This is a genomic window from Streptomyces sp. H27-H1, assembly GCF_026627445.1.
Classification (GTDB): Bacteria; Actinomycetota; Actinomycetes; order Streptomycetales; family Streptomycetaceae; genus Streptomyces.
In genome coordinates this window covers 218,096-234,908 of record NZ_JAPNLJ010000010.1, presented here as the reverse complement: position 1 = coordinate 234,908, position 16,813 = coordinate 218,096, and the positions used below count along the sequence as shown (strand labels likewise).

The window sequence follows — 16,813 nt, the reverse complement described above, 5'->3', positions numbered from 1 at the left end:
CGGCCTCCTTCTTCCGTTTCCGGCTGGGGGGCAGCTGAGCATGAGCCTTGCCGCACCGACGTCCTGGGCCCGCCCGAACACCGCCGATCTGCTGCGCCGGCACTGGCCGCTGCTGCCGCTCTCCGCGGGGCGCGGCGCCGCGCACGTGGGGATTCCCGTACCGGCCGGCGACGGCGGAGCGGGCCGAGTGGTGGCCACCGGGCGGTCCGGGCCGGGGCTGGACCGGGTGGGCGCCGACGCGGTGCGCGGACCGGCACCGGCCGGGGCGCCGGGCAAGGGCCGGGCGGGCGCGGACTCCGTGCGCGGGCCCGCACCGGGCGCGCCGCGGGGTGCGGGGCCGGGCGACGGGACCCGTTCGGGAAGTGGCGGCGCGCTGGCCAAGGCGGCCGCCGTGACCGCCGGACTGACCGCCGCCGGGGCGGTGTTCGGACTGGTCCGCGACCAGACCATCGCGCACCTCTTCGGAGCCGGGCACGACAGCGACGCCTTCCTCATCGCCTGGACCGTCCCCGAGATGGCCTCGACGCTGCTCATCGAGGACGCCATGGCCCTGCTGATGGTGCCCGCGTTCAGCCACGCCCTGGCCCGCCGGGCCGCCAGCCGGGCGGGGCTCACCCGCCAGGAGGCCCGCGCGCAGGATCCCGTACGACTGCTCGTCGGGGCCACGCTGCCCCGGCTGGTGGTGCTCCTGGCCGCCGTGGCCTCCGTGCTCATCGTCGCCGCGCCGCTCGTCGTGGGCGTGCTCGCACCGGGACTGCCCGACCCCGGGCTCGCCATCGAATGCACCCGGATGACCGCCCTGACCGTGCTGTCCTTCGGGATCGCCGGCTACTTCAGCGCCGCGCTCAGAGCGCACCGCTCCTTCGTGCCGCCCGCCGCCATCTACGTCTCGTACAACGTCGGGATCATCGGGACCATGGTCGTCCTGCACGCCCTGTGGGGGGTGCGCGCCGCCGCCGCCGGGGTCGCCGTCGGCGGAGTGCTGATGGCCCTGGTCCAACTGCCCGCCTTCATCCGCAACGTGGGCTTCGGACCGACCCGCGCCAAAGGCGCCGCGCGCAGCCGGCGCGACCGGGACCGGCCGACCCTGATCGCCTTCGGGGTCATCGCCCCGGTCGTCTTCTTCGCCGTGTTCCGGCAGTCCCAGGTCCTGGTCGAGCGGTTCCTCGCCGCCTCGCTGCCGTCCGGCGCCATCTCGCACCTCAACTACGCCCAAAAAGTCGCGCAGATGCCGATGGTGCTCTCCCTGATGATCTGCACCGTCACCTTCCCCGTCGTCGCCCGGGCCATGGCCGGCGGGGAGCGGGAGAAGGCCCGGCGGCGGGTCGAGCAGGACCTCGCGCTCGCCTCGCTCGCCGTCCTCATGGGCACCGCGCTCGTCATCGGGTACGCCCCCCAGATCATCCAAGTGCTCTTCGAGCGCGGGGCGTTCACCCACACCGACACCAAGGCCACCGCCTCCGTCATGCGGGTCTACGGCCTCGGCCTGCTCGGCCACTGCCTCGTCGGGGCGCTCTCCCGGCCCTTCTTCTCCACAGACCGGCCCACCTGGTTCCCGGCCCTCGCCATGGGCGCCGGACTGCTCGTCAACATCGTCGCCGGGGCCTTCGCCGTCGGCTGGTGGGGCACCTACGGGATCGCCGCCGCCAACGCCGCCGGCATCTCCACCACCGCCGCGCTGCTCCTCACCGGCCTCGGCTCGCGGATCATCGCCATCCAGGTCCGCCGGGTCGCCATCAGCATCGGCCGGCTCTCCGTCGCGGCCGTCGCCGCCTGCGCCACCGGCTGGATCGCCGGGCCGATGATCCCCGACCCGCTGGTCAGCGCCGCCCTCGGCTGCCTGCTGGTCCCGGCCATGTTCGGAGCCACCGGAATGGCCATACGGGCCCTGGAGGTCATCGCCCTGCCGGGACAGCTCGCCCAGCTCACCGCTCACCTCACCTCCCAGCTCACCCAGAGGTTCCGCAATGTCCGCTGACACCGAAACGGCGCGCCCCGCCGCCGCGGTCCCCGCCCGCCGCACCGCCTCGCCGTGGGTCCTGATGTACCACTCCGTCGCCGAGTTCACCGATCCCGCCGAGGACCCGTACGGCATCACCGTCACCCCCCGCGCGCTGGAGGCCCAGCTGCTGTGGCTGCGCTCCCGGAGGCTGCGCGGGGTGTCCGTCGGTGAGCTGCTGCGGGCCCGCGCCGCCGGGCGGGGCGCCGGGCTGGTCGGCCTCACCTTCGACGACGGCTACACCGACTTCCTGACCCGCGCGCTGCCGCTGCTGCGCCGCTACGACTGCACCGCCACCCTCTTCGTGCTTCCCGGGCGGCTCGGCGTCGACAACGTCTGGGACCCGCTGGGCCCCCGCAAGCCCCTCCTCACCGCCGAGGGCATCCGCGAAGTCGCTGCCGCCGGGCAGGAGATCGGCTCGCACGGGCTGCTCCACCAGGACCTCACCGCCGCCCCCGACGACGTACTGCAGCAGGAGCTGCGCGGCAGCCGCGAGCTGATCCGGGAGCTGACCGGGTCGCTGCCCGCCGGCTTCTGCTACCCCTACGGGCACCTCGACGCGCGGGTCGTCGCCGCGACCCGGGACGCCGGATACGGGTACGCCTGCGCCATCGACCCCGGCCGTCTCGCCGGGCCGCACGCGATGCCCCGTACGCACATCAGCCAGGCCGACGGCGGCCCGCGGCTGCGGATCAAGCAGGTGCGCCATCAGGTGCGGGAGCTGCGGCGGGCGGTGCACCTGTGAGCCCCGAGAAGGTCCTGCACGTCATCACCGGACTCGGAGTCGGCGGCGCCGAGCAGCAACTGCGGTTGCTGCTGCGGCACATGCCGATGCGCTGCGACGTCTTGACACTGACCAATCCGGGGCCGGTCGCGGAGGGGCTGCGCGCGGACGGGGTCCGGGTCGTCAACCTCGCGATGCGCGGCAACCGCGACCTGGGGGCGGTGCCGAAGCTGGTCAAGTTCATCCGGCGCGGCCACTACGACCTGGTCCACACGCACCTGTACCGGGCCTGCGTGTACGGCCGCCTCGCGGCGCGCCTCGCGGGCGTGCGGACGAGCGTGGCCACCGAACACTCCCTGGGAGAGGCCGAGATCGAGGGCCGGCCACTGTCGGGCGGTGTCCGCGCCCTGTACCTGGCGAGCGAACGGCTCGGCGCGGCCACCGTGGCCGTATCGGACACGGTGGCGACCCGGCTGGAGGCATGGGGAGTGCCGGCCGGGCGCGTGCACGTGGTGCCGAACGGGATCGAAGCCGTGCGGTTCCGCTTCGACGAGGGCGTACGGCGGACCACCCGGGCCCGGACCGGACTGCCCGAGCGGGCGTTCGTGGTCGGCGGGGTCGGCCGGCTGGTGCCGGGGAAGCGGTTCGACGTACTGGTGCGGGCGGTGGCCGCCCTGCCGGGCGCGCACCTGCTGCTGGCCGGGGACGGGCCGGAGCGGGCGGCGCTGCGTCGGCTCGCCGCCGAGCTCGGTGCGCAGAGCCGGATCCACCTGCTGGGGGAGCGGGATCCACTCGGCGACAGCACGGACGGGCGGACCCCGGGGATCCCGGCGCTGCTCGCCGCGATGGACGTCTTCGTCTCCCCTTCGCGGGAGGAGGCGTTCGGACTGGCGGTGATCGAGGCGCTGGCCGCGGGGCTGCCCGTACTGCACGTCACCTGCCCGGCGATCGACGACCTGCCCGCGGCGCAGGCCCCGGGGGCGCGGCGGATCGGCACCGGCACCGAGGAACTCGTCGCCGCGCTGCGGGGGCACATGGAGGCGGGCGTCCGGCGGCTGCCGCCGCCCGCCGTGGTGCGGCGCTACGACATCGCCCGGAGCGCGGCGCAGCTGCGCCACGTGTACGACCTCGCGATGACCGCTTCGTCGGCCAAGGACCGGGGGGCGGCGGCTCTGCCCGGGCCGGCGGCAAGGCCGGACCGTGCGGCGCCGCTGCCGGGGGCCGGCCCCCGGACCGCCGCGCCCCAAACTCCTCCGGCTACCGCCGGGAGGGGCCCCCGGGCGGGGCTGGACGCGGCTCCCGGGCCGGCGGCGAGCGCCGCCCTCGGGTCCGCCGAGACCGGCGAGAGCGGCTGATCCGACCTCTGCAGGGGGTCCCCGTACGGGGATCCGAACCACACCACCCGTCACCAGGAAAGAGGCACGCGCATGGCCGACACCGCCGACCAGAAGAAGTCCACCCACCGGCGCCGGGTACGGCTGCTGCCGCCCCCCGCGTGGTGGCCGCTGCCCGCCGCCGCGCTGCTGGGGCTGGCCGCAGGCGGGGCGTACGGAGTGCTCAAGGCGCCCGAGTACGCCGCCACCAGCTACGTCGTCGCGGTTCCCGACGACACCACCGAGCCGGCCACCGCCCTCGGCTTCGCGCAGGCCTACGCGCGCATCGCCACCAGCAGTTCGACCCTCGCGTACGCCCAGCCCCGTGCCGGCATCGCCGTGCAGAAGCTGCGGACCCAGGTCCGCGCGGAAACCTCCCCCGAGTCCCCGATGATCGCCATCACCGGGACCGCGAAGAGCGCCGGCGAGGCCGCCGACATCGCCAACGCCGTGGCCGACGCCCTGTCGCTGAGCAGCAACCAGGCCGCCAAGAACACCGGTGTGCAGCTGCTCCTGTTCAACCAGGCCGTCGCGCCCACCGCTCCCGCCTCCGCGTCCCCCACCCTCAGCGGGGCCGTCGGCCTGTGCGCGGGCGGGCTGCTGGGCGGGCTGTGGCTGCTGGCCCGGCCCGCCGCCCGGCGGCGTGACGAGGGTCCCGTCGCGGGCACCGCGGAGGGTTCCGTCGAGGAGTACGCCTCGCTGCCCGCGCAGGGTGAGCCGGCCGCGGCCAAGGAGAAGGAGTCCGTGCGATGACGTCGGGCTCCGCCGGGTTGCTGTCGGTGACGCTGTGCCGCGATCCCCGGCAGTTCGCCGCATTGGAGGAGTCGTGGAACCGGCTCGTCCGCGGCTGTCCCACCGCCACTCCGTTCCAGAGCCACGCATGGCTGCACTCGTGGTGGCTGTCCTACGGCAAGGAGGGCCGGCTCCGCATCGTCCTCGTGCGGCGCGGGGAGGAGCTGGTCGGCGCGGCCGCGCTGATGCTCGTACACCGGCCGATGCCGCTGCTCGTGCCCCTCGGCGGGGGCATCACCGACTACTTCGACGTGCTGATCGCGGCCGGCCACGCCGACCAGGTCGTACCGGCCCTGGCCAACGGTCTGCACCGGGCTGCCCGGGGCGCGGTCGTCGATCTGCGCGAGGTGCGGCCCGGGGCCGCCGCCGAGGCCGTGTACGCGGCCTGGCCCGGGGTCGGCAGCAGGCTGACCGACTCCACCTGCATGGAGCTGCCGGCCATGCCCTTCGACGAGCTGGTCAAGCGGATGCCGTCCTCCGGCGCCCAGCGGGTGCGGGCCAAGCTCCGCAAGACCGACGCGGCGGGGATCGAGGAGCACGAGGTCACCGAGCAGGAAGTGCCCCGGGCCGTACGGACCCTGCTGCGGCTGCACGAGAAGCAGTGGCGCGGGCGCGGGGTGACCCCCGAACACCTCAAGCCGCGCTTCGCCGAACACCTGACCCGGGCCACCCGGCGGATGGTGCGGGCGGGGGAGGGCCGGCTGGCCGAGTTCCGGCTCGACGGGAAGGTGGTCGCCGCCAACCTCACGCTGCTGTCGGGCGCGCTCAGCGGCGGCTACCTCTACGGCGCCGATCCGGATCTGCGCGACCGGAAGGTGGACGTGGCGACGCTGCTCCTGCGCTACGAGACCACCCGCGCGCTCGCCGAAGGCCGCCCGGTGGTCAGCTTCCTGCGCGGCAACGAACCGTACAAGAACCACTGGCGGCCGCGGACCGTGGTCAATCAGCGGTTCCTGATGGCCACGGCCGCGCTCGCACCCCTGCTGCGACTGCACGAGTCGCAGGTGACGGGGCGCGAGCGGGCGGTGGACGCACTGCGGGAGGCGTTGCCGGCCGCCAGGGACTGGCGGGTGCGGCTCAACGAACTGCGGGTCCGGTGACCCGAACCTCCCGCCTCGAAGGGCTGGACGGGCCGGACAGGCCGCGTGGGTCGCGCGGGTCGCGCGGGCTAGAAGGGCCAGAAGCCGGTGTCCTGACCCCAGTCGATCTTGACGCAGACCGACTGCTTGCCGACCAGCTTGGAGAGCCACTCGCCGAAGTTGATCGGCACGCACCACTGCTTGCTGTTGACGGGCGGCGGCGTCGTCGGCTGGGACGGCTCCGGCTTCGGCACGAGCGGCGAGGGCGCCGGCGAGGGGACCTCGGGTTCCGGCTTGGGCACGACCGGGCTCGGGCTCGCCGGGACCTCCGGGACGACCGGACTGACCTCGGGGGCCGGGACCAGCGGACTCGGCTCGACGGGGCTGGGCACCAGCGGACTGGGGACGGCCGGACTGGGGACGGCCGGGGTGGGCTCGACCGGGCTGGGCTCGACCGGGACCTCCGGGCTCGGGACCACGGGCGAGGGCACCGGGACGGCCGGGCTCGGAACGACCGGGCTCGGGACGACCGGGCTGGGCTCGACCGGGGTCGGAACGACCGGGGTCGGAACTTCCGGCGTGGGGATCTGCGGGGTCGGGACGACCGGCGTGGGCACCACCGGCGTGGGCACCACCGGCGTGGGCACCACCGGGGTCGGGATCACCGGCGTCGGGATCACCGGGTCGGGCCGCTGCGGGGTCAGCGCCTCGCGGAAGACCTTCGTCGAGGCCGGGTTCTGCTTGCACTGCCAGACGCCGTGCGGGCAGTAGTCGGTGATGGTGTGGTAGAGCGGCTTCTGCTGCTCGATCCACTTCAGCATGCGCCGCACGTACTCCGGGTTGTCCCCGTTGCGGAACAGCCCCCACTCCGGGTACGAGGTCTCCTTGCCGTGTGCTTTCGCGAAGTCGACGTGCTGCTGGAGCCCGTACGGCTGGCTGATCTGCTCGTCGAAGTTCCGGCCGGGACCCTGGTCGTACGAATCCATCCCGACGATGTCGACCACGTCGTCGCCCGGGTAGCACTTGGTCCAGCCGATCGCGTCCGTACCGCGGTTCGGGGTGAAATCGAACTTGAAGTCCTGACCGGGGACCGAGCGCATCGTGCTGACGATGCGCTTCCAGTACGCCTTCCAGTTCTCCGGGTCGGGCCCGCAGCGGTGGGTGTACGTGGTGCCGTTCATCTCCCAGCCGAGCACGATCACCGTGTCCGGGACCTCCAGCGCCACCAGCCGTTCGGCGAGCTTCTTGAAGTGCCGGTCGTACTGGCCGTCCGCGCCGGCCCGGATCAGCTGGGCCACCTGGTAGTCGGGGATCCGGGCTTCGTTCCGCTCCTGCATGGGCACGTTGAGGACGAACATCCGGTCGTCCCGGGCGAGCCGCCACTCGGCCCAGTCCTCCAGGAAGCTGACGTTTCCTTCGATGCCGGCCCACTGGTCACCGGGCAGATAGGTGTGTCCGACCCGGATCTCCTTGCCGCCCAGCCAGTGCGACAGGAACGGGATCCGGGCCACTCCCGGCGGCCCGTAGTCGAGGTAGGCGCCCATGGCGATGTCGGACCCCGCGCTCTGCTCCTCCGGGGCAGCGAGGGCGGCCCCGGTCGCGAGCAGTCCGGCGGCGACCGTACCGATGCAGGTGCTCGCCAGTCGGCGGGGTGGTCTGGGCATGGCGTCTCCCGAGCTTTCCTGAATCGGTGTGCTTACAGAAGACGTTAGACATCAGATCTGACGAATGGCCTGTCAGGTGACGTCCGCCTAGGCCATTCGCACGTGCGCACCCTCCCCGCTTGGTCCGACTAGGTGAAAGACACCGTTCCCATGCACGCGCATCCCAGCCAAGTGCCCGCAGTTCTGCTCAGACTCGATCGGAATCCGTTCCACCACGGAACCCTCGGCGCCGTCAGATCCCTTGGGCGCGTGGGCGTGGAGGTCCATGCCGTCGTCGAGGCCGGGGGAGGTCCCATGGGGCGTTCGCGCTACCTGCGTGCCGTGCACCCCGGGCCCTTCGGCGGACTCGACCCCGAGGCGCCCGAGGCGCTGCTGGACTGCCTGACCGGGGTCTCGGAACGGATCGGCCGTCCGGCCGTGCTCATCGCCATGGACGACCTCAGCGCGATCGCCGTGTCACGTGTCGCACCGATGCTGACGGACCGTTTCCGGATCCCCCATCAGCCCGACGACCTGCCGGCGCGGGTGGCGGACAAGGCCGAGCTGTCGCGGCTCTGCGCCCGGTGGGACGTACCGCACCCGGAGACCGTGATCCCGGCGAGCGGGGCCGAAACGGCGGACGCCGCGTGGCGGCTGGGGCTTCCGGTGATCGCCAAGTGGAGCCGGCCGTGGCTGCTGCCGGCGGGTACGGGACTGCGCAGCACCACCCTGCTCCACACGGCCGCGGAGGCGCGGCGGCTGTACGAGCGCTCGGCGGAAGCGGGGAGCCGGCTGCTGCTCCAGCGGTTCCTGCCGGCCGGGCCGGACACCGACTGGTTCTTCCACGGCGCGTTCGCCCGGGGCGGGCATCCGCTGCTCACCGGGTCGGGGCGCAAGGAGCTGTCCTGGCCGGTACGGACGGGGCTGACGGCGGTCGGGCGGTGGCTGCCGGATCCGGCGGTGGAGGAGGCGGGCCTGCGGCTCGCCGAACGGCTCGGCTACCAGGGGATCCTGGACCTGGACTTCCGCCGGGACGAGCGGGGCGTCTTCCGCCTGGTGGACTTCAATCCCCGCCCGGGGGCCCAGTTCAGGCTCTTCACGGACGCGGGCGGTCTGGACGTGGTCCAGGCGATGTACCTGGACCTGACGGGCCAGCGGGTCCCGGAGCCGTCCGGCGGCCCGGGCCGGGTCTTCGTGGCGGAGAACTACGCCCTCCTCGCGGCGGTACGCGGCCGCTCGCTGCCGCGCCGCCCCCAGGCTCCGGCCGGCGGGGCGGGTGCTGGGGCGGGTACAGGCCCGGGCGCCGAGGCCGGCCGGTCCGTACGGACCTCTACAGCCGGTGGTGCCGTGCGCCGGGGCCGGGAGCGGGGGCAGGTGGAGGCGGCGTGGTTCGCGGCCGACGACCCGTTGCCGTTCGTGGCGATGCTCGCCGCCTTCCTGGGGCGGGGCGCGGTCAAGGGTCTACGGGTCCTGCGCGGAGTCCCCGCGCAGGGCCGCCGGACGGCCCGGGCCGTGGTCCGCGCCCCGCGTCAGCGGGGCCGGGAGCTGCCCCCGTCCGCCACGGCCGGTACCTCCGGCGGCTCCGGCCCCCGGTCCGCCCCGCCGGAGGCCCCGGCGGAGCCGGACGAGCTGGTGACGCGGTGACGCGGTGATGCGCTGATCCCGGGACGGGGTGCCCCCGTGCCCCGGTGACGGGCCCCGGGGTGGTGGGGCGGGGGGTTGAGTCGTGGTGCGCAGGTGGCAGTGGACGAACCATGAGGCTGGAGGGACTGCGGTGACACGGATGGACGACCTCGTGGTGGTCGGAGCGGGGCCCTACGGGCTGTCGATCGCCGCCCACGCGGCCGCCGCGGGGCTCGGGGTGCGGATCCTGGGGCGTCCCATGGCCTCCTGGCGGGACCACATGCCCGAGGGCATGTACCTCAAGTCGGAGCCGTGGTCCTCCAACCTGTCTGCGCCCGGCGGGCGTTACACGCTGGCCGAGTACTGCGCGGGGCGCGGGATCGCCGCCGAACACGGAACTCCGCTGCCCATCGGGACGTTCAGCGCGTACGGGCTCTGGTTCGCCCGGCACGCCGCACCCCCGGTGGAGGAGGCGACCGTCACCGAAGTCACCCCGCAGGGCGGGGGTTTCCTGATCCGTACCGCCGAGGGGCCGCCGCTGCTCGCCCGGACCGTCGCGCTGGCCGTGGGCGTGATGCCGTTCGTCCGGTACCCCGGCGCGCTGCGGGAACTGCCCGCGGCGCACTACTCGCACAGCAGCGGCCACAGAGACCTGACCCGCTTCGCCGGCCACGAGGTGGCCGTGCTCGGCGCCGGGCAGGCGGCGCTGGAGACGGCCGCCCTGCTCGCGGAGAACGGGGCCCGGCCCTGCCTGGTGGCCCGGCGCTCCAGGCTGAACTGGAACACCGTCCCGCAACCGCTGCGCCGGCCCCCGCTGCGCGCCCTGCGCGATCCGCACAGCGGCCTCGGCACCGGCTGGCGCAGCTGGGCCTGGTCGGAGCTGCCCTGGGCGGTGCGCCGGCTGCCCGCGCCCACCCGGGAGCGGATCGCGGCGACCGCACTGGGCCCGGCCGGAGCCTGGTGGCTGCGGGAGCGCTTCGAGCGCCGGGTCCCCGTCCTGCTCGGGCACCGCCTGCAACGGGCGGTCGCGGCGGGCGGGCGGACCCGGCTCGGGCTGACCAGCGCCGCCGGGGAGTCCGTCGTACTGGACACCGCGCACGTGATCGCGGCGACCGGCTTCACCCCGGACCTGGCCCGGCTGGAGCTGCTCGACGCGGGGCTGCGGGCCGCGCTGGGTACCGTAGGGGAGAGCGGGACGCCGGAGCTGAGCCCCGGGTTCGAGTCCTCCTGGCCGGGGCTGTTCTTCGCGGGGCTGCTGACCGCTCCCTCATTCGGCCCTTCCATGCGATTCGTACACGGCGCCGGCTTCACGGCGGGGAGACTGGTGTCAGGAGTCCGCAAGCGTCTGGGGGCCCGGAGCCCGCTGACGGGTTCCACCGGTGCGCCCCGGACCGACCGGGCTCCGGCGGCCGGGCACAGAGCGTGAGAGGGGTCCGCGATGAGCGCAGGGCGAGCACAGGGCCAGGGCCGCGGCTGGGCGAGGATTCCGGCCAGCCGTGCGGAGCAGCCCGGCACGACGAGGGCGGAGCCCCCGCACCCGCACGCGCAGGACGCGTACGCGCAATCCCCGTACGCGCCGTACGCCCCGGACTCGTACCCGCAGGCCCAGTACCCGCAGGTCCAGTACCCGCAAGCCCCGTACGACCCCTCGATGATCTACCTCTCCCTCCTGAAGCGCTGGCAGGAGGCCGGACGCACCCTTCCGGGGCATCCTGACGAGGAGATGGGAGCGGCTCATTTCCCAGCCGTGCTGGCCCGGCCGTTAGGTGGTGTGAGTCTCGTGGCAGCGGCGGAGCGACGTGACAAGAGACCGGAGGGTTCCGGGAGCCCAGGGAACGCCGGAAGCCCCGAGCGGCCCCTCATCGGCGCCGCAGAGCGGCTCGCGCTCAACGGCATGGGCAGCTTCGAGTGGGACCTCGGCGCCGGGACCCTGATCATGGACGAGTCCGGGAAGGAGGTCTTCGACCTCGACCCGGAGGAGTTCGACGACACCCCCGAGGGCCTCGGGGTGCGGATCCCGGTCGATGATGCCGCGCGGCTCAGGGACACCGTCCAGGGCGTCCTGGACGGCGAGGAGGAGACGTACGGCCAGTACTTCACGGTGCAGCGGCGTGACGGCCGCGACCAGTGGACGCACACCCAGGGCCGGGTCCTGCGGGACGCGGAGGGGCGGCCGGTGCGCATCGTCGGCATCGTCCGGGACGCGACGGCCGAGCTCGCCCACGTCACGGTCCTGCGGAAGCTGGAGTCGGCCCGCGCCCAGCAGGCGACCATCGTGCAGCGGACCACGGAGGCCCTGTCGCGAGCGGTGACGGTCGACGACGTGACGGCCACGCTGACGGGCGCGGGGGCGCTGGAACGGCTCGGCGTGGAGGGGATGGCGCTGGGGCTGGTCGAGGGCGGGAGCATCAAGATCATCGCACTGAGCGGGGAGTCCCTGGAGATCCTCAGCGAGCGCAAGTTCACCCGGCTGGACGGTTCGCTGCCGTTGTCGCAGGCGGTGCTCAGCAGGAAGGCACGTTTCGTCACCTCGCTGGCGGAGCTGGCGGACGAGTTCCCGCTGCTCTCCGACTACCTGGGCCGGATCCAGTACGACGCGGCCGCCTACCTCCCGCTCATCGCGCAGGCCGAGGCCATCGGCGGGCTGGTGCTCTTCTACCGGCGGCGCACCGATTTCAGCCCCGAGGAGCGCAACCTGTGCCTGGGCCTGGCGGGTATCGTCGCCCAGTCCCTCCAGCGGGCGCTCCTCTTCGACCAGGAGCGCGAGTTCGCCACCATGCTGCAGGCCGCCATGCTCCCGCGGCGGATCCCGGAGATCACCGGCGGGGAGATCGCGGTGCGCTACCACTCGGCCTGGAGCGGCCGCGAGGTCGGCGGGGACTGGTACGACGTGATCGCACTGCCCCGCGACCGCGTGGGCATCGTCGTGGGCGACGTACAGGGCCACGACACGCACGCCGCCGCCATCATGGGCCAGCTCCGCATCGCACTACGGGCCTACGCCGGCGAGGGGCATCCGCCCTCCACCGTGCTGGCGCGCGCCTCCCGCTTCCTGGCCGAGCTGGACACCGAACGGTTCGCGACCTGCATGTACGCGCAGGTCGACCTGGAGACCGGAGGCGTACGGGCGGTCCGCGCGGGCCACCTCGGACCGCTGATCAGGCACACGGACGGGCGAACGGGCTGGCCCAACGTGCGCGGTGGCCTGCCGCTCGGGCTGGCCACCATCTTCGAGCAGGAGGAGTTCCCCGAGACCCGGCTCGACCTGGTTCCCGGCGAGACCCTCGTGCTGTGCACCGACGGGCTCGTCGAGGAGCCCGGCACCGCCATCACCCAGGGCATGGAGGCCCTCGCCCACGCGGTCCGCAGCGGCCCGCAGGGGGCCGGGGCCCTCGCCGATCACCTCTCGGACCGGCTGTGGGAGCGATGGGGCTCCGGCGACGACGTGGCCCTGCTGGTGCTGCGCCGGGCCCCCGACCCGGGCACCCACCGGGCCCCGCGCATCCACCAGTACGTCCACCAGGCCGACCCGGAGGGGCTCTCGGAGGCCCGCTACGCCCTGCGGCAGGCGCTGCGCGACTGGGGCATGCCGGAGCTCGCCGACGACGTGGAGCTGGCGGCAGGAGAGCTGCTGGTCAACGCCCTGCTGCACACCGACGGCGGAGCGGTGCTGACCATGGAGGTGCTGCCGGAACCGGTCCGGCGGATCCGGCTGTGGGTCAAGGACCGCTCCAGCGTGTGGCCGCGGCGGCGGACCCCGGGGGAGTCGGCGACCACGGGGCGCGGGCTGCTGCTGGTGGACGCGCTGGCCACGCATTGGGGGGTGGAGTCCCGGGGTGACGGCAAGGCGGTGTGGTGCGAGTTCGACGCGGCGGGCAGAGCCGCGCGGAGCGCACCGTGAGGGGCCTCCCGCGCGGGTCCTTTCCGTGACCGGACGCCCACGCCGAGTTGTGGGGCGCCGGGGGCGGGGTGATGATGCCGCCATGGAACGGTTTCTGCGGAATCTGCTGCCGTGCGCCGGCTGAGCAAGCGCGCGGTGACGAGCGTCCTGGCGCTGCTGCTGTTCGCGGCCGGGGCGGCGACGGCGGTGGACTGGTCGACCGGGCGCCCCGATACGGACCCGGGATGCCAGACGGTGGCCTTCATGTCGATGACGGGCGAGGCGCCCTCGTGCCGCTGAGGCCCTCGAGCCGCTGACGCCCGGGCCCGGCAGCGGCGGCTACCGGAGGGGCGTTCTCGCGGACTTCGGGCGGCGGCTAACGGTGGTCGATCACCTCGACCTGGCGGGCGTCCTGCGCGACCGTGTCGACCGACCGGGGCAGCAGGCCGCTGCCGAAACGGATCTCCTGCAGCTCGGCCTTGGCGAGCGCCCCGCCGGCGTGCACGGTCGGGGTGAGCCGGAGCGTGCCGTGTGCCGACCAGACGTGCACCGCGCCGTCGCACTGGGCGTCCCCGCCGCCGATGCCGAGGCGGACGTCCTCCTGCTCGATGGTCGCCTTGATCTGAACCGCTCCAGAGGGTGACGGGGCGGTGCAGCGGTACTCACCGGAAAGGTGGATCGTGCCGTCGGGGGCAATATGGGCTTCCGAAGATACGGAAATGTCATTTTCGTAGTGCGCGGCGTTCGCCGGGGCGGTGAATACCGCCGTGGCGCCCAGTGCGGCGAGTGCGGCCAAGGCCATGCGGGGGCCGGTCGCGGCCATCGTTCCTCCTGTTGGACGAGGGGTGCAAGGGGTAGCGGAATTCCGCAGGACGGCATTGTGCCGACATCCGGAAGGCATTGTGCTGGCATATGGAGGCCAATGCGTTCCGCGGGATCGTGTCGGTGTGTGCAATTGCCCGCTCGGGCGCGTGAGACTGACCGGAATACACCCCCGAAGATCCCCGAAGGGATCCGCATGCGTCAGTCCGCTCTTGCCACGGCCGCCCTCCTCCCGCTCCTGCTGTTCGGTGCCACGGCCTGTTCCGACGCCCCCGAAGGGGCCGCGCTCGCCCCGGCCGCGGTTCCCGCCGTACCGGTGGACGACGGTGGGGTGGACGACGGTGTGCCGGGCGTCGGTGACGATCCCGCGGCGGAGCGGGACGGGGTGGCGCGAGCCGCGTCCAAGGACGCCCATGTGGGTGACTCCGTACGGGTCAAGGGCCGAGAGGTGGGCCGCCACCTCCAGGTGGTGCTGGCGGCCTACGTCGACCCGGCGGTCAGCGTCGAGAAGAACTTCGCCCCGGCGGCCGGCAAGCGCTGGGTGGCCGCCTCGATGTCGTTCGTCAATGTCGGCGGGGCCTCGTACGGGGCTCTCGGGCGCATGTGGGCGCTCGACGGCGCGGGAAAGCGCCATCCGGTGGTGCCCACCGGGGAGCTCACCACCGGCAAACCACTCGTCTTCGATTCCCTCGCGGTCGGTGAGCGGGCCGAAGGATGGGTGGTGTTCGAAATCCCGGAAAACGCGCGCGTCGTACGGCTCCAGTACCAGGACGCGAACATGCAGGCGAATTCCGCAGGAGGATTCTGGGCGGTCTAGCCCGCCCGGGTGAAACGGCGTCAAAAGGCCGGGGCAGTGGCCACTAAGGTGCGGCGCATGACTTCTACCCAGGCCGAACTCGACCGCTCCAAGCTCGGCACCCTTTCGGTGCTCGCATGGATCGGCGACCCCGACGAGGCCCACGACATTCCCTATCTCCTCGCCTACATCCTCGGGGACGGCCCCGACGGTCCCGCGGCGAGCGAGGCGGCGGCCCGCGGGCTGCTGGAGGAGATCGGCCTGCCCATCGGCGACGTGGTGATGGACGGCGTCCGCAACCCGGCCTCCTTCCCGGTGCAGATTCTCCTCGAGGGCAACCAGATCGCGCTGACCCTGCCGGGCATGAACGCCAGGTGCATCGCCCCGCCGGAGTGGGTCAAGGCGGCGGACGACAGCGGGCAGGCGTACTTCCTCTTCGCCACCCGCGCCTGGCCCGAGGCGGTCCCCGGCCGGCCGGTCGAGGCCGAGACGCTGCAGGCGTTCGCGGGCGACACCGAGGTGCTCAACCACAGCGCCCACGCCGTCCTCGCGGTGCGCCGCCTGCAGCGATAGGCACCCGCAGGGCGCACCCGACGCGCAGCACACGCTGCGCGTCGGCCCTGGCTCCGGCCGCCGGGCTCCCAGCCTGCCCGGTGGCCGGTCCGCTTGTGCGGGCCGGCTCTCCAGGTCGCCTCCCGGGCCGCCTCCCGGGTCGGCCTACGGCTGGTCGAAGGCGAAGCGCAGCGAGCGGACCCGGTTGTCGAAGCTGGACCCGGCCAGATCCGGCAGACCGATGGCGCGCAGTCCGACCGGGCGGGTCAGCAGCTCGCGGAAGAGCGCCTTCATCTCCACCCGCGCCAGGTGCGCGCCCAGGCAGAAGTGCGGTCCGCCGCCGCCGAATCCCAGGTGGGGGTTGGGGGAGCGGGTGATGTCGAAGGCGTCCGGATCGGGGAAGACGGCCTCGTCGCGGTTGGCGGAGGCGTAGTACAGCACCACCTTGTCGCCGGGGACGAACGAGTGCCCGCGCAGGGTGTGTTCGGCGGCGACCGTCCGGCGGAACTGGATGATCGGCGTGGAGTGGCGGATCATCTCGTCCACCGCGCCGTCCGCGTGCGCCTCGAAGTCCCCGATCAACAGGTCGCGCTGGTCGGGGTTGTCGGTCAGCAGGGTCAGGCCGTGGGTGATGGCGTTACGGGTGGTCTCCACCCCGGCCACCATCAACAGGGAGAAGAACGCCCCGAGTTGACGGGCTCCGAGCGCCTCGCCGTCCACATTCGCGCGGACAAGGGCCGAGATCAGGTCGTCGGTCGGGTTCTCGCGCCGCTCCCGGCCGATCCCCGCCACCATCCGCTGCATCCGGGCCAGGGCCCGCAGTCCGCGCCCGGGCATCCGCAGCCGGGCCGCCAGGCCCCGTTCGACGCCGATGTTCTCGGAGGCGTGGTTGACGCGGTCGGCGATCTCGGCGCGGTAGTGCTCCGGGATGCCCATCATGTTGCAGATGACCTCCAGGGGCAGCCGCGAGGCCACCGCCTCGACGAACTCGTCCGGCCGCCCCTCCAGTACGTCGTCCACGATGCGGGCCGCCACCGCGTGGATGTCCTCCTCGGCCGCCGCCAGCAGCCTGGGGGTGAAGGCCCGTTGCACGATCTTGCGCAGTTGCGCGTGCTCGGCGCCGTCCAGGTTGACCATCGAATCCCCGAACAGCGCCCGCACCCACCGGGCCGGCTCGGGCGTCGTCACCCCGGGCGCGCTGGCGAACACCTTGGGCAGCCGGCTCGCCTCCTGCACGTCCGCGTGCCGTACGAGGGCCCAGTGCCCGCTGCCTTCCGGGACGAACACGGGGGAGTCCAGGGCCCGCAGACGGGCGAAGGCGGCCAGCCGGCGGGCGGGGGGTGCCTGCCAGAAGGCCGGGTCGGCCAGTTCCCTGCCGGGGTCCTGACCGGGTCGTTGTGCGGGGAGCGTCATGGCCGTGCCTCCAGTTGCTGTGCGTCGTCCTGCGGTGGAGAACGGCGGCGGGGGCGCGGGGGTGACGGCCCGGCTCGACCCCGTTGGCAGGCTCCGCACCCGAACCCGGTGGCTCGA

General features: G+C 73.6%; 14 protein-coding genes. 11 read left to right on the top strand and 3 right to left on the bottom strand.

From position 1 onward, the window contains the following. Nucleotides 1-40: 40 nt before the first annotated feature. The 5 genes from murJ (at nucleotide 41) to OTB20_RS14140 (ending at nucleotide 5,988) form a co-directional block, all read left to right on the top strand. Nucleotides 41-1,978, top strand: a complete 1,938-nt coding sequence (murJ, locus tag OTB20_RS14160) for a murein biosynthesis integral membrane protein MurJ (RefSeq protein WP_267817608.1) — start codon at nucleotides 41-43, stop codon at nucleotides 1,976-1,978. Continuing rightward, nucleotides 1,968-2,744, top strand: a complete 777-nt coding sequence (locus tag OTB20_RS14155) for a polysaccharide deacetylase family protein (protein ID WP_267759562.1) — start codon at nucleotides 1,968-1,970, stop codon at nucleotides 2,742-2,744. The genes murJ and OTB20_RS14155 overlap by 11 nt, the downstream gene beginning before the upstream one ends. Then, the gene (locus OTB20_RS14150) at nucleotides 2,741-4,078 is read left to right on the top strand and encodes a glycosyltransferase (RefSeq protein WP_267817581.1); all 1,338 of its coding nucleotides are present in this window, start codon (nucleotides 2,741-2,743) and stop codon (nucleotides 4,076-4,078) included. The genes OTB20_RS14155 and OTB20_RS14150 overlap by 4 nt, the downstream gene beginning before the upstream one ends. 72 nt (nucleotides 4,079-4,150) lie before the next feature. Then, nucleotides 4,151-4,849 carry a lipopolysaccharide biosynthesis protein gene (locus OTB20_RS14145; RefSeq protein ID WP_267817579.1) on the top strand — a complete coding sequence of 233 codons (699 nt, stop codon included), beginning with the start codon at nucleotides 4,151-4,153 and terminating at the stop codon, nucleotides 4,847-4,849. Further along, complete coding sequence (locus OTB20_RS14140; protein WP_267759557.1) at nucleotides 4,846-5,988, top strand: GNAT family N-acetyltransferase; 1,143 nt, start codon at nucleotides 4,846-4,848, stop codon at nucleotides 5,986-5,988. Before OTB20_RS14145 ends, OTB20_RS14140 begins: the two co-directional genes overlap by 4 nt. 68 nt (nucleotides 5,989-6,056) lie before the next feature. On the opposite strand, the gene OTB20_RS14135 is transcribed toward OTB20_RS14140, so the two are convergent. Next, nucleotides 6,057-7,631, bottom strand: coding sequence for a glycoside hydrolase family 26 protein (locus tag OTB20_RS14135; RefSeq protein ID WP_267817578.1), 1,575 nt, complete (start codon nucleotides 7,629-7,631; stop codon nucleotides 6,057-6,059). Nucleotides 7,632-7,925: 294 nt separating this feature from the next. On the opposite strand from OTB20_RS14135, the gene OTB20_RS14130 reads away from it, so the two are divergent. The 4 genes from OTB20_RS14130 (at nucleotide 7,926) to OTB20_RS14115 (ending at nucleotide 13,413) form a co-directional block, all read left to right on the top strand. Next, on the top strand, nucleotides 7,926-9,254 hold the full coding sequence (locus OTB20_RS14130; protein WP_420716389.1) for an ATP-grasp domain-containing protein: 1,329 nt from the start codon (nucleotides 7,926-7,928) through the stop codon (nucleotides 9,252-9,254). A gap of 139 nt (nucleotides 9,255-9,393) precedes the next feature. Beyond that, complete coding sequence (locus tag OTB20_RS14125; RefSeq protein WP_267817575.1) at nucleotides 9,394-10,659, top strand: NAD(P)-binding domain-containing protein; 1,266 nt, start codon at nucleotides 9,394-9,396, stop codon at nucleotides 10,657-10,659. Between the two features lie 12 nt (nucleotides 10,660-10,671). Then, nucleotides 10,672-13,134: a SpoIIE family protein phosphatase gene (locus OTB20_RS14120; RefSeq protein WP_267817574.1), complete on the top strand. Its 2,463-nt coding sequence runs from the start codon at nucleotides 10,672-10,674 to the stop codon at nucleotides 13,132-13,134. 111 nt (nucleotides 13,135-13,245) lie between these two features. Continuing rightward, entirely contained in the window at nucleotides 13,246-13,413 is a 168-nt protein-coding gene (locus tag OTB20_RS14115; RefSeq protein WP_267759551.1) for a hypothetical protein, read from the top strand. Between the two features lie 76 nt (nucleotides 13,414-13,489). Here the strand turns inward: OTB20_RS14115 and OTB20_RS14110 are convergent, their stop codons facing one another. Next, a complete protein-coding gene (locus OTB20_RS14110; protein ID WP_267817572.1) occupies nucleotides 13,490-13,936 on the bottom strand; it encodes a DUF6299 family protein in 447 nt (148 codons plus the stop codon). Nucleotides 13,937-14,131: 195 nt separating this feature from the next. On the opposite strand from OTB20_RS14110, the gene OTB20_RS14105 reads away from it, so the two are divergent. Continuing rightward, nucleotides 14,132-14,752: a DUF4352 domain-containing protein gene (locus OTB20_RS14105; protein WP_267817570.1), complete on the top strand. Its 621-nt coding sequence runs from the start codon at nucleotides 14,132-14,134 to the stop codon at nucleotides 14,750-14,752. Nucleotides 14,753-14,809: 57 nt separating this feature from the next. Then, nucleotides 14,810-15,304 (top strand): DUF5949 family protein, encoded by a 495-nt coding sequence (locus OTB20_RS14100; protein ID WP_267817569.1) that lies wholly within the window; start codon nucleotides 14,810-14,812, stop codon nucleotides 15,302-15,304. Between the two features lie 144 nt (nucleotides 15,305-15,448). On the opposite strand, the gene OTB20_RS14095 is transcribed toward OTB20_RS14100, so the two are convergent. Next, nucleotides 15,449-16,696 carry a cytochrome P450 gene (locus OTB20_RS14095; RefSeq protein ID WP_267817568.1) on the bottom strand — a complete coding sequence of 416 codons (1,248 nt, stop codon included), beginning with the start codon at nucleotides 16,694-16,696 and terminating at the stop codon, nucleotides 15,449-15,451. Between the last annotated feature and the right edge of the window lie 117 nt (nucleotides 16,697-16,813).

What these genes read in the sequence shown, in the direction of transcription:
- OTB20_RS14100 (WP_267817569.1), top strand. Translation starts at nt 14,810, where the DNA reads ATGACTTCTACCCAGGCCGAACTCGACCGCTCCAAGCTCGGCACCCTT.
- OTB20_RS14130 (WP_420716389.1), top strand. Translation starts at nt 7,926, where the DNA reads ATGGGGCGTTCGCGCTACCTGCGTGCCGTGCACCCCGGGCCCTTCGGC.
- OTB20_RS14120 (WP_267817574.1), top strand. Translation starts at nt 10,672, where the DNA reads ATGAGCGCAGGGCGAGCACAGGGCCAGGGCCGCGGCTGGGCGAGGATT.
- OTB20_RS14105 (WP_267817570.1), top strand. Translation starts at nt 14,132, where the DNA reads ATGCGTCAGTCCGCTCTTGCCACGGCCGCCCTCCTCCCGCTCCTGCTG.
- OTB20_RS14140 (WP_267759557.1), top strand. Translation starts at nt 4,846, where the DNA reads ATGACGTCGGGCTCCGCCGGGTTGCTGTCGGTGACGCTGTGCCGCGAT.
- murJ (WP_267817608.1), top strand. Translation starts at nt 41, where the DNA reads ATGAGCCTTGCCGCACCGACGTCCTGGGCCCGCCCGAACACCGCCGAT.
- OTB20_RS14095 (WP_267817568.1), bottom strand. Translation starts at nt 16,696, where the DNA reads ATGACGCTCCCCGCACAACGACCCGGTCAGGACCCCGGCAGGGAACTG.
- OTB20_RS14155 (WP_267759562.1), top strand. Translation starts at nt 1,968, where the DNA reads ATGTCCGCTGACACCGAAACGGCGCGCCCCGCCGCCGCGGTCCCCGCC.
- OTB20_RS14110 (WP_267817572.1), bottom strand. Translation starts at nt 13,936, where the DNA reads ATGGCCGCGACCGGCCCCCGCATGGCCTTGGCCGCACTCGCCGCACTG.
- OTB20_RS14145 (WP_267817579.1), top strand. Translation starts at nt 4,151, where the DNA reads ATGGCCGACACCGCCGACCAGAAGAAGTCCACCCACCGGCGCCGGGTA.
- OTB20_RS14125 (WP_267817575.1), top strand. Translation starts at nt 9,394, where the DNA reads ATGGACGACCTCGTGGTGGTCGGAGCGGGGCCCTACGGGCTGTCGATC.
- OTB20_RS14135 (WP_267817578.1), bottom strand. Translation starts at nt 7,631, where the DNA reads ATGCCCAGACCACCCCGCCGACTGGCGAGCACCTGCATCGGTACGGTC.